This is a genomic window from Mesorhizobium sp. LSJC269B00 (assembly GCF_000502815.1).
GTDB lineage: Bacteria > Pseudomonadota > Alphaproteobacteria > Rhizobiales > Rhizobiaceae > Mesorhizobium.
The window spans coordinates 626,224-638,249 of sequence record NZ_AYVN01000005.1 but is presented as its reverse complement, the minus strand read 5'-3'; the positions used below and the strand labels follow the sequence as shown (position 1 = coordinate 638,249).

Annotated in this window: 11 protein-coding genes; 2 read left to right on the top strand and 9 right to left on the bottom strand. The window is 62.5% G+C overall.

Annotated elements, in window-relative coordinates; genetic code table 11:
* Positions 1–179: 179 nt before the first annotated feature.
* The 6 genes from X771_RS148725 to X771_RS148750 form a co-directional block, all read right to left on the bottom strand.
* Positions 180–1,145 carry an ABC transporter permease gene (locus X771_RS148725; RefSeq protein WP_023688535.1) on the bottom strand — a complete coding sequence of 322 codons (966 nt, stop codon included), beginning with the start codon at positions 1,143–1,145 and terminating at the stop codon, positions 180–182.
* Positions 1,146–1,148: 3 nt separating this feature from the next.
* Complete coding sequence (locus X771_RS148730; RefSeq protein ID WP_245262660.1) at positions 1,149–2,096, bottom strand: ABC transporter permease; 948 nt, start codon at positions 2,094–2,096, stop codon at positions 1,149–1,151.
* A 53-nt stretch (positions 2,097–2,149) separates the two neighbouring features.
* Positions 2,150–3,694, bottom strand: coding sequence for a sugar ABC transporter ATP-binding protein (locus tag X771_RS148735; protein WP_023688534.1), 1,545 nt, complete (start codon positions 3,692–3,694; stop codon positions 2,150–2,152).
* 60 nt (positions 3,695–3,754) lie between these two features.
* Positions 3,755–4,735 carry an ABC transporter substrate-binding protein gene (locus tag X771_RS148740; protein WP_023688533.1) on the bottom strand — a complete coding sequence of 327 codons (981 nt, stop codon included), beginning with the start codon at positions 4,733–4,735 and terminating at the stop codon, positions 3,755–3,757.
* Positions 4,736–4,838: 103 nt separating this feature from the next.
* Positions 4,839–6,458, bottom strand: coding sequence for a GMC family oxidoreductase (locus tag X771_RS148745; RefSeq protein ID WP_023688532.1), 1,620 nt, complete (start codon positions 6,456–6,458; stop codon positions 4,839–4,841).
* A complete protein-coding gene (locus X771_RS148750) occupies positions 6,455–7,204 on the bottom strand; it encodes an FCD domain-containing protein (RefSeq protein WP_023688531.1) in 750 nt (249 codons plus the stop codon). Before X771_RS148750 ends, X771_RS148745 begins: the two co-directional genes overlap by 4 nt.
* A gap of 188 nt (positions 7,205–7,392) precedes the next feature.
* Between X771_RS148750 and X771_RS148755 the strand changes: the two genes are divergently transcribed.
* Both X771_RS148755 and X771_RS1000000166845 read left to right on the top strand, forming a co-directional pair.
* Positions 7,393–8,487, top strand: coding sequence for a mandelate racemase/muconate lactonizing enzyme family protein (locus tag X771_RS148755; protein ID WP_023688530.1), 1,095 nt, complete (start codon positions 7,393–7,395; stop codon positions 8,485–8,487).
* A 293-nt stretch (positions 8,488–8,780) separates the two neighbouring features.
* On the top strand, positions 8,781–9,353 hold the full coding sequence (locus tag X771_RS1000000166845; RefSeq protein WP_198025836.1) for a hypothetical protein: 573 nt from the start codon (positions 8,781–8,783) through the stop codon (positions 9,351–9,353).
* A gap of 500 nt (positions 9,354–9,853) precedes the next feature.
* Here the strand turns inward: X771_RS1000000166845 and X771_RS148770 are convergent, their stop codons facing one another.
* From X771_RS148770 to X771_RS148780, 3 genes are all read right to left on the bottom strand, one after another.
* The gene (locus tag X771_RS148770) at positions 9,854–10,591 is read right to left on the bottom strand and encodes an SDR family oxidoreductase (protein ID WP_245262639.1); all 738 of its coding nucleotides are present in this window, start codon (positions 10,589–10,591) and stop codon (positions 9,854–9,856) included.
* A gap of 70 nt (positions 10,592–10,661) precedes the next feature.
* A complete protein-coding gene (locus X771_RS148775) occupies positions 10,662–11,159 on the bottom strand; it encodes a 2,4'-dihydroxyacetophenone dioxygenase family protein (protein ID WP_023688526.1) in 498 nt (165 codons plus the stop codon).
* Between the two features lie 203 nt (positions 11,160–11,362).
* The gene (locus tag X771_RS148780; RefSeq protein ID WP_245262637.1) at positions 11,363–12,013 is read right to left on the bottom strand and encodes an NADH dehydrogenase ubiquinone Fe-S protein 4; all 651 of its coding nucleotides are present in this window, start codon (positions 12,011–12,013) and stop codon (positions 11,363–11,365) included.
* Positions 12,014–12,026 lie beyond the last annotated feature (13 nt).

Here is a 12,026-nt window from a genome sequence, read left to right as displayed (position 1 = left end):
CTCCAGGACGGCCATGTGACTGCACCAGGATCCGCTTGCGGATCCTGCTCCAAGGGTGTCGGACCCCAGGTGCACCGGGGAAGCATCGCCGCAGAAAGTCTGCGGGATGCGCTCATCGGCCGGGTGCGCAACGCGCACTGATTCTGCAGCGCCATCGTGCTCGAGTGTGCTCGCCATCCTCAGGCAGTTTCGCGCCTTGCCGTAAGCCGTGCCTGGAGAAGGACGACGACGAGCAAAAACAGCCCGCGGATCACCGACTGCCAGTAGGCTGACAGCGAAATCCAACCCATGCCGTTTTCGAAGTTCAGGACGTTGAAAAGGATCCCGAGCAACAGCACGCCGGCCAGCGTGGTCAACACCGAGCCCGAGCCGCCGGTCAGCAGCGTCCCGCCCACGACCACGGCTGCGATGGCAAACAGCTCCCAGCCGACGCCCTCGATCGGCTGGCCTGCGCCGAACTGAGAAGCGAGGACGACGCCGGCGAGCCCGGCCAGGCACCCGCTTGCGACATAGACGAGAAATTTGACGCGGTCAGTGCGCAGCCCCATCAGCCGCGAGGCATCCTCGCCACCGCCGATGGCCAGCACCGTCCGTCCCGTGCTGGTGTAGTTCAGGACCACTGAGCCGACCGCATAGGCAACCAGGGCGATGACTGCCGGAATCGGGAAAATCCAGAAATTCCCTTGGCCGATGGCGGTGAAACCCGAATCGTAAGACACCGAAACGGTCTGGTTGCCGGCCAGAAGCAGCGCCGAGCCGCTTGCGGCCAGCATGGTCGCAAGCGTGGCGATGAATGGCATCAGGTTGCCGCGCGTAACCAGGAGCGCGTTGATCAGCCCGGCTGCCAGGCCGGCGCCAACGCCCGCTGCAAGGCCTGCCACGATGCCGTGCGGGCTCGCCAGGGCCGACGCGACGCTGCCCAAAGCGGCGACGGAGCCGACGGACAGGTCTATGCCGCCGGTCATGATCACGAAGCACATGCCGAGCGCGACGAGCGCGAACATCGAGTTGTAGCGCAGAACGCTCATCACGTTGAAGAGGCCGATGAAGCGGTCGTAGCGCAGGAATCCGAACAGGACGAGGGCTGCAAGCGCGATGACGACACCGTAAGTGCCGATGATGCGAACCAGTCTGGCGCTGTTCATGGATTACACCCGGTGTTGCTGCTGCAGCCAGACGGCGAATGCGATGATGCCGGCCTTGACGACGAGCGCAGCGGCGTCGGGCACGCCATTGGCGAGCAGCGTGTAGCGCACCAACTGGATGGTCAGTGCGCCCAGCAGGGTGCCGATGATTGTGGCCTTTCCGCCACTCAACAGCGTGCCGCCCACCGCGACCGCCGCGATGGCGTCGAGTTCCATGCCCAGCCCCACGAGATTGGCGTCGCTGGAGGAGTTGATCGCAATGACGACGAGACCGGCTAGCCCCGCGCACAGGCCGCTGATCGCATAGACAGCGAGCTTGATCCTCGATACGGCGATGCCGGCGAGTTCAGAGGCCTTTTCATTGCCGCCGACCGCCAGGATGCTTCGCCCGAACACCGTGCGGTGAAGGGCCCAAGCGGCCGCCGCAACCAGCACGGCCATGATGATGACCTGCGCGGGAATGCCGAGCGGGCGGGCAAGTCCGATCCACTGGAATTGCGGCACGCGGAAGGTCTGCAGATTGCCGTTGGTCATGACCTGCGCGATCCCGCGCCCGGCGATGAACAGCACGAGCGTTGCGACGATCGGTTGGATGCGGAAACGCGAGACCAACCAGCCGTTGAACAGCCCGAACAGGCCGGCGACGAGGATCGAGGCAATCATCGCGACGGCTACCGCCAGATAGATGTTTCCGACCGGGAAGATCGTGCCCATGAAGATCATCGGCGCCAATGCGCCGGAGATCGCCATCAGCGAACCAACCGACAGGTCGATGCCGCCGGTGGCGATCACCAGGGTCATCCCCACCGCGACGATCACAATTGTGCAGACCTGGGTTAGGTTGACGTTGAGTGTCTGCAGCGTCGCGAAATTGCGCGTATAGGCAAGGTTGAAGACCACCAGCAGCACAAGCGCGATCACCGTGCCGTAGCGCGCCAGGAAACCGAACACATCAAAGCGGCGGTTTCCAGCGTCGTTGGCTGCGGATGGTGTGGCCAGATCGCTCACGCTGCCTCCTTCGCCGCGCCGCCATGCGCCATCGCCGCGAGCACGTCCTCCTCGTTGGCTGCCTGGCCTTCCAGTTCGGCCACCCTCACTCCTTCGCGCAGCACGAATATGCGGTCGGCTCCTTCCATCACTTCCTCGAGTTCCGAGGAGATCATCAGCACGCCGAGCCCGTCATCGGCAAGCTTGCGGATGAGGCGCTGGATCTCGGCCTTGGCCCCGACATCGATGCCGCGCGTCGGCTCATCGAGAATGAGCAGCTTCGGGTTCATCGCCATCCAGCGGGCAAGCAGCACCTTTTGCTGGTTTCCGCCCGACAGCTCGCGGACCTTCTGGTTGGGCCCCGAGCATTTGATGTCGAGTTCACGAATGAAGCGCTCGACGATCTCCTTCTGCCGGGCCTCGTTCAGGATGCCATTGCGGCTGATTTTCGGCAGCAGTGCCAGTGTTATGTTCTCCGCGACGGTCATTTCCGGCACGATGCCCTCGGCCTTGCGGTCCTCGGTGCAGAAGCCCATCCCCGCGGCGATGGCATCAGCGGCACGTGCGGGATGGTAGGACGCGCCCTCCATCGTCATCTCGCCTGCGCTCCGGCGGTCGGCGCCGAATACGAGGCGGGCTGTTTCGGTGCGGCCGGCGCCGAGCAAGCCGGCAAAGCCGGCGATCTCGCCGCGGCGCAGGTCGAAGCTCACGTCACGCACCAACTGGCCGGCCGCCAGCCCTTGCGCGGTAAACAGCACATCACCGATCCTCGACCGATCGCGTTCGCCGAACGCGGTCGCGTGGCCTTCGACGGCTGCGACGTCGCGGCCGAGCATGGCCGCGACCAGCTCCAGCTTGCCGATGTCGCTCATCGCCGCGCTTCGCACCGTGCGGCCGTCACGCATGATCGTGACCCGGTCGCAGACCTCGTACAACTCGTCGAGCTTGTGGCTGACGAACAGAACGGAGACGCCGTCGGCCTTGAGCTGACGGATAACGCTGAACAAGACCGAGACTTCACGCTCGTCCAGCGAGGAGGTCGGCTCATCCATGATCACGAGGCGGGCGGAAAAGCCGATGGCGCGGGCGATCGCCACCATCTGCTGCGTGGCGGTGTTGAAATCGCTGAGCGGGCGGCGCACGTCGATGCCGATCGAGAAGCGGCTGAGCAGGCGCTCGGCTTCCGCATGCATCGCGCTCCAGTCGAGCAGGCCGCGGCGGCGCTTCTCGCGTCCAAGGCAGATGTTCTCGGTCACCGAGCGCAGCGGTACGAGATTGATTTCCTGGTAGATGGTGCTGATGCCGCTGACCTGCGCCTGATGCGGAGACCCAACTTCGAACGGCTTCCGTTCGAACAGCACCTGCCCCGCATCCCGGCGGTAATAGCCGGTGAGCACCTTGATAAGCGTCGATTTGCCCGCACCGTTCTGGCCGATGAGTGCGTGGATCTCGCCCGGAAGAACCTGGAGCGAGGCATCGGCCAGGGCAGGGATGCCGGCAAAACGCTTCTGGATGTCACGCATGTCCAGGAGCAGCGCGGCTTGGTCCGGCTGAGCGGTCATCGTCAAACTCCCAAACCCTACCCGCCGAAGCGGGTAGGGCAACTGGAAAGAAAGTGGATATCAGAACGCAATATGGAAGTCTTTCTTCGCGTTCGTGGCGTCGAAGAAGGCATCCTCGTTCTTGATGAACGGCGGGATCTTCTTGCCGGCCGCATAGTCGGCCATCGTTGCGAAGGCCTTCGGCCCGAACAGCGGGCTGCAAGCGCAGATAGCGCCGATCTTGCCGTCAATGATCGCCTGGACGCCTTCCTTCTCGCCGTCGATCGACAAGATCAGCACATCCTTGCCCGGGGTCTTGCCGGCTGCTTCCAAAGCGGCGATGGCGCCTAGCGCCATCTCATCATTATGCGCGTAGATGATATCCGCATCAGGGTGCGCCTGAAGCAGCGTCTCGGCGACCTGCCGGCCCTTGTCGCGGGCGAAGTCGCCGGACTGCGACGCCAGGATGGTGAACTGCGAGTGCTTGGCGATGAAATCGTCGAAGCCTTTCTTGCGGTCGGTAGCGGCCGAGGCTCCGGTCGTGCCTTCCAGCTCGATGATCTTCGACTTGCCATTGGCGTTCTTGATCAGCCATTCGCCGACGCGGGTCGCCTCCTCGATGAAATCCGAACCGATGAAGCAGACATAATCTTCGCCCGGCTTGGCCATGGTGTGATCAACGTCGCGGTCGACCAGAAACACCGGTATGCCGGCATCGCGCGCGGCAAGAATAACCGGCACCAGGGGCTTGTCTTCGCGGGGCGGCAGGAAGATTGCGTCGACGCCCTGCGCGATCATCGAGTTCACGTCGGAGGCCTGCTTGGCCGACGAACCGGCGGCATCCGTGTAGACCAGCTGATGGCCGAGCTTGGCGGCTTCGTCCTGCATGCTCTTGGTCTCGGCAAGGCGCCACGGATTGTTGCTTTCCGTCTGGGCGAAACCGACCTTGTACTTGTCCTTCTTGGCGAGCGGCGGGAGCGCCGCGAAGGCGCGTGAGCCGAGTGTCAGCGCGACCGCGCCGGCGGCGGAGCCAACCAGTAGTTTTCGACGGGTAATGATCATGCTCTTTCCTCCTTTATTGTCGCTTTCTGCGACTGTGTAATTTCCTCACGATATCGGCCTTGACGGCTTCGGCGATGACGCCGTTGGCAAGCTGGGTCAGGCGCTATGCCGCCTCCAAAATGAAGTCGGCGCAGCGGTCGCCCAGCATCATGGCGGGCGCCGCCGTATTGCCGGCATTGATGTTGGGGCAGGCCGACATGTCGGCAACCCGCAGATTGTCTATTCCGCGCACGCGCAGCGCCGCGTCCAGCACCGCCATCCGGTCGCTGTCCGAGCCCATCCGGCATGTCCCGGCCGGGTGGTAGTTGGTCTTCACAAAGCGCTTGCAATGCTTTGTCATGGCTTCGTCGCTGAGATCATCCTGGCTTGGCACGGCAATGGCCTTGACCCGATCGGCGAGCGGCTTGGTCTGAAAAGCCTGCAGGAAATAACGCTGGCCGGAGATCATTTCCCTCATGTCGTCGGGATGTTTAAGGAGGTTCGGCGAAACGATCGGCATGTCCTTCGGATCCGCCGAACGCAGCCTCACGAAACCGCGCGACTTTGGCTTCACCACCACTGTCGTCACGGTAAGCCCATAGGTGTTCTCGACCAAGGTCAGGATATCGCGGTCCAGATAGACGTGCGGTACGCAGAAGGCCTGGATCGTCGGTTCGCCCTCGGGATCGGCCGGATTGACGAAGGCTCCGGCCTCCACCCCCGCTGACAGGATCGTGCCGGTGCCGAAGAGCTTGAAATGCAGGCCGTTCCTGATCATCCTCCAGCCTTGGCCCTGCCTGAAATAGCCGTATGGGCCGTTTGCGGTGGCGATGATCGGCACCTCCGGATGGTCGATCAGGTTTTCGCCGACCCCGGGCAGGTCGGCGACGCAGGAAATGCCGTGCCCGGCAAGCGCCTCGGCGGGGCCGATGCCGGACAGCATGAGCAGTTTCGGCGAGACGAGGGCACCGGACGAGACGATCACGTCGGCATCTGCATGGACGGTATGCTCGGCGCCCGACGCATCCGAATAGACGACGCCGGTGACCCGACCGTTTTCGATCAGCAGCCGGCTGACTGTGCAATTGAGTTTCAGCGTCAGCTTGGGATCATTCGTCAGCGGCTCGATGAAGGCATAGGCGGCGCTGCTTCGCTTTCCCCGCCGGTTCATGAACTGGTAGAAGCCGACCCCGCGCTGCGACGGTCCGTTGAAGTCATGGTTGTACGGCAATCCAAGGCCTTGGACGGCCTGGACGAACCAACGGGAAACATCATCGATGTGGCCTGGATCCGAGACCAGCAGCGGACCTTCGCTTCCATGCAGTTCGCCGCCGAGGCGGTTGTTTCCCTCCATGCCGGTGAAATGCGGCAGCACCGCCTGCCAGTTCCAGCGTACGCCGGCAGTGTTGCCGCGCAGCAGCTCGTCCCACTCCTCATAATCGGCCGAGCGGCCTCGCATGTAGACCTGGGCGTTGACCGAGGTGCCGCCGCCCAGCACGTTGCCTTGCGAGATTTCATGGACGCGGCCGTCGAGATGGGCCTGCGGCTCGGTGCGGTGATAGCGCATGAATTTCGAGCCGTTGATCATCTTGAAGATGCCGGGCGGCATGTCGAGCAAGGGATGATGATGGGAATGGCCGGCCTCCAGCAGCAGGGTTCGCCGTCCCGCTTTGACAAGCCTTGCCGCCGCGACGCAGCCGGCTGCTCCGCCGCCCACCACGATATGGTCGTAGGACTGCGTCATGCTTCCGGCGCCTCACGGCTTTCGAATGTACCGCGGACATACTCCCAGGCCGCCGAGAGGTGGTTGAGCAGCGCCCGCTCGGCGCCGTCAGGATCTCGCTCAATGATGGCCGTGCAGATTTCACGATGGCTGAGGAAATTCACGCGGTTGCGCTCTGGCGACCGTGGCATGCGCATCCAATGCGGCGACAGCCAGGCGGTAAATGCCTTGTGCACGACAGGCAGCACCGGGTTGCGCGCGATGTCATAGAGCGCTGCGTGGAACGCCACGTCCGTCGCATAGAATTTCTCGGAATCCGGGATCGCCGCCTCGTTCATCGCCAGCGCCGCCCTCAGGGCTGCGATGTCATCCTTGCGGGCATGGATGGCGGCGTTGCGCGCCAGCGACGCCTCGAGGAAGACGCGCATGTCGTAGAGGTTCTTCACGCCCGCCTGGTCGCTCAGCAGATGTCCTACGATGCCGTCGAGGGCGCCGAGCGCGGCATCCAGGCCAGGCCGGCGCGCCACGGGCCGGAACCGCGGACGCGCTTCCACCAGGCCGCGGCTGGCCAGGCGCGCAATCGCCTCACGCACAACGCCCCGGCCGACACCATACTCGATCATCAGTTCGCGCTCGGCCGGCAGGTAGCTGCCGTCGCCAAGCCTTCCGGACGTGATGTCGGCCTCTATGCCGGCCACCATCGCGTCGGCCGCGCGGGCGGCGAGAATAGCCGCGGGCATCTCAGGATGCTCTTCCGTATCCAGCAAGCCTTTTTCCTCCCAGATGGTCCTGTTATTAGAAGGTAAATCGGACCAAAGCACAAGCGGATTGATGCTTTTGTAGGACCAAAAATGACAGATTGGCTTCAGAAGCGCTGAAAGATCAGCCACGTTGTTGCCAGTCAGCGCTGCCGGTGCAATTATGGTCCGATGAAAAAACCTGAATGGAGCGCAGCATGAGCCGCACCGAAATCAAGGAAGTCGAGACCCGGCTGTTCCGGGTCCCACTGCGTGAGGTGATGACCGATGCCAAGCACGGCGCGCACACGCATTTCGAGCTGGTGACCGTCACGCTGAGGCTTGCCGACGGCACCGAGGGCACAGGCTACACCTACACCGGCGGCAAGGGCGGCTATGCCATCAAGGCAATGATCGATCACGACCTCGCGCCGTTCCTCAAGGCTCGCGACGCAACGCAAATCGACACGATCTACGACGGCATGCTCTGGCACATCCACTATGTCGGGCGCGGCGGCATCGCTTCTTTCGCGATATCGGCGATCGACATCGCGTTGTGGGACCTCAAGGGCCGGCGTAGCGGCCTGCCGCTTTGGCAGATGGCGGGCGGGGCCGGGAAGAGCGCCAAGGCCTATCGCGGCGGCATCGACCTAAACTTTACCCTCGATCAGCTTTTGGCCAGCATCGATTCCTATCTCAATGCCGGCTTCACCGGGGTGAAGATCAAGGTCGGCAAGGACGACCTGGCCGAGGATGTGGCCCGGGTGAAGGCAGTTCGCGAGCGCATAGGACCTCATGTCACCTTTATGGTTGACGCGAACTACGCGCTCGACGTCCCGCGAGCGATCGAGGCAGCGAGAGCATTCGCCGCTTACGATCTGCTGTGGTTCGAGGAGCCCATCATACCCGACGACTATGAGGGTTACGCCAGCATTGCCAAGGCGACCGGAATGCCCTTGGCAATGGGAGAAAACCTGCATGTCATCGAGGAGTTCGAGCATGCCTTCGCTTGGTCGAATCTCGCCTACATCCAACCCGACGCCTCCAACTGCGGCGGGGTCACGGGCTGGCTGCGCGTGGCAGCGCTCTCACGCAAGGCTGGCATTCCGGTCTGCAGTCACGGGATGCAGGAACTTCATGTCAGCCTCGTTGCAGGTCAGACAAATGCCGGCTGGGTGGAGGCGCATAGTTTTGATATTGACCATTACACCACTGAGCCGCTGAGGCTTCAGGATGGTTTGGCGATAGCACCCGACGAGCCTGGAGTGGGCGTTGTCTTCGACTGGCGGAAATTGGCGGATTTTCGCCAATAGCGCCCCCTGAACGGCGGCACGGCCGCATGCATTTTGTCCAGATCCTGCTTCCTCGTTCCGGCAACGAGGAGAGCGCTTCGCCGAGGAAGACTTCGACCGTCTGAAGAACGAACTCGCCGCCGCCGCAGCCAGCGGGCATACCACTTATCGGATGCCACACTTACATTTGTAATTGCAGCGACGCTTCACCGGCTTTAACTCACGCGATCATAGCAGCGACACGACAAATGCAGGCGGCCGCCCGAACACCGGCAGAAGCTGCAAGCATTGGGTGCGCCTGCAGGGAGGCGGCGATGGTTGCAACGCGTACGGACACTGCGCATGCGGTTATGGAGGACTTCATTCTATCACGGCACCGCTCACTGGTCCGCGAAGTTGGATTTTACGAGGCTATGAGTCAAACCCGACAAGCGATCGCCGCATCGCGCGAGGTGCTGAGGCGCTTTCGCGAACGTCAGGGCGACGACACTGCTCGAGCAAAGAATGCAGACCGTGGTCCTGTCGCCGTGTCAGCCTTCGATGCCGACATCATACGCGCTGCATGCCGAGATCTGATCGCGGAGATGAACGTGCCCGAGTGTCAATGGCGCGAGCTGGCGCGAAGTCTGGTGCGCGAATTCGTGGCCTGCGAGGAGACCGAAGCCGGTTTGGTGGATTGGATCGTCCGCCGGCCAGCGATGACGAAGACGGACGAAGCCGGCCGACCGGAGCCAGCCGGCGAGGCGGCGAATGAGCCAGGAGTCAGTCGACCGCAATCAACGCGAGCAAACAGGTCTCCCGGCGACTTGTTGCGCGGGAACTGCGGTGATCCGAGGATCGGAAACTTTGGCGAGCGGCTTGGACAATTCGATCCTCCTCGTCTCTAGCGTCGGGCTCGTGTTCGCATTTGAAGCATGTAGTGAGACTGGCCGATGGCGTGACCTTTCGTTGAGTGGAGACGAATGCGTCCAGCCCACTGTCCAAGGCAGACGGCGACGGCCATGTAGCGTTGCTCCCGGCCTTCGCTCACAAAGGAGCCCAAGCCGGATGCTAACCAGGCTGCATTAGGCCAATGGGAACAATTTGCGCGGGCCGAGCTTGGGCTAGCGTCGTACAGAGGTGCAAGTATGCAAGATAATTTTGACCGAGCTTCATCCGTCGCGGAGGTTGCGGAATCATTCGTGAGATCCCGGAGGCCGTTCTCTGTCGTATCGACCCGGGATGCGGTCACGATTGTCAGGAAACAGGCAGCTTTTTGCGAGCATACGGATGGCGAGCTTGCGGAGTTGGTGGCGGCAATTGCGGTCAGGCATGGTCGATTGGTCGCGTTCGATCTTGATCTCGACGACACAGGCTTGGAGATCGGTCGCGCAGCATAGCCAACGCCTCACGCAATGAGATAGCCACCGTCAACCGGCAAAATTGCCCCAGTGATGAATCCCGCGAGCGGCGAACACAAGAACAAGGCGGGGCCGGTCAGGTCGCCCGGCGTACCCCAGCGACCCATCGGAGTGCGTTTCATCAATTCCGCGTTGCGAGCTGGATCGGCCCGTGGCGCGGCGGTCATGGCGGTCTCGATCCAGCCAGGCGCCAATGCGTTTACGCGGATGCCATCCCCGGCATAGGCGATGGCGAGCGACTTGGTAAGTTGCACGATGGCGCCCTTGGATGCGGCGTAAGCCGGGGCATGAGCCGCGCCGAAAAACGCGAACATCGAGGCGATGTTGACGATGGCGCCCCCGTTCGAGAGTGCCCCTCGGAACGCGCTCGCACTCCGCATGGAGCCGGTGAGATTGATATCGACCACCGTTTCGAAACCCTGGACAGTGAATTCGGCGGCGCGCAGGTTTACCCCTGCGCAATTTACGAGCGCTGCAACGGATGTGAACTGACTGGAATATCCTTCGACCGCAGTCATGTCCCGGACGTCGAGTACTGAATACGAGACGGCGGTGCCGTATGCACGAGCGGCCGCTACCTCGGCGGCCGTGGCCCCCGTCGCGTGGACAATTGCCCCGGCCTCGGCGAACGCCATGGCGATGCCGTTTCCGATACCTGTCGTGCCTCCGGTAATGACGACGGTCTTGCCCGCGAAGAAGGGCATGGCCCATATGGAGTCGGTCACCAATATCTCCTCGTTTCGCCTCTGTGGCGGACCGCGAACTCACCGCAGCGGAAGGCAAACGGGCGGATGTCTACCGTACGAATTGATCGACGAAATCGTCACCGAGACCCACGCTCGCATAGTGATTTCTGCACATGTCGATCTTGGTGAAAACGTCCTCGAAACCAATCTGCTTGTTATCCTTGTCCAGGTAAACCATGCAGCCGGAAATGTTGAAGAAGGTGATCATCTCGGGCACGTCGCTTGGAACCGTGAGCGTGTGGATTTCACCGGGCGGCTCGAAAACGTAAGATCCGGTCTCTGCCATCCAGTCGTGTTCAAGATAGTGCCAACGCCCCTTGATCACATAGCCATGCACGGGGGCCGGATGCAGATGACGGCTTAATATCCCGGCCCGGCGTACGCGGAGCAGATTGCACCACTGGCCTTGCATTGTGTTGAGCATAAGTGGTCGGAACCACACGCCCTTAGCCTGTGGGACCCAGACACGCTCGTCTTCGGGGACGGCAGCGATCGCGATCTCTTTCGGTGCCAGGGGATGGGCGGAGCCGTTGAAGGATTGATACATAGGAACCTCTGTCGCCAATTCATTGGAGTCCATATCAGCGCGATCCTAACAACTGGGCCGAGTTCTGCCGAGGCGCAATCGGGCGCCCACGCATTGGGAAAGTTGTCGGCGCGCGCCCGCCCGCTGCCGCGACCGCAAGCGGGAAGGGTTTCGGGATGGTCCGTTGGGCGTCGAAGACGATCAGTGGGTTCATTCTTGCCTCATCATGCGGCTATCCGGGAGTGCACCGGGCTGGTCCTGGTCTGGAAGCCCCGGTTTCGGGCTTCCAAGGCCAGCAAAGCGAGTTCGGCCTCGTCCAATCGCGACGGGCGTGCATTTTCCGGCATGCCTTCGGCGGTGGCCATGTCGATCAGATACTCGTTCCAGGCCCAGTTCTTGAGCACGGCGCGTTTCTCGTCGGGTGCTAGCACTGGGTCATCCACAACCTCCATCGGAGAGGCGTAGAATGTCTCGGGCTCCGAAAGCGCCGTCTGTATGTGCGCTGCCTGTGCACCGGCGCCATAGCCGTGGCTTGCCTGGAGCCAAGCCAACTGCAGCCGCTGCCAAACCAGGTCGGAAAAGGCCTGTTTCTCCTCCGATGCATGCTGGCGCGTGACCTTGGCCTGGGAAGCAGGAGGTGCAGCCTGCACGACATAGTTGAGGCCTTGACGCTCGGCATAACGGATCGCCGCTTGCAGCGTCGGAAAGTTCAGTTCAACCTGGGTCAGGGTGTCCCGGCCACCGGTATAGCCCATCAGCGGCTCGATGAACGGGGCTGTGCGGCGTTCGAAGACCAATCGCCAGGCCTTGCGGGGCTTTGTCATGGCCGGGCGGCATGGCTGGTAGATCCGCGCCGTTGCGCCGTCCGGAAACACTGACCGTCCCATT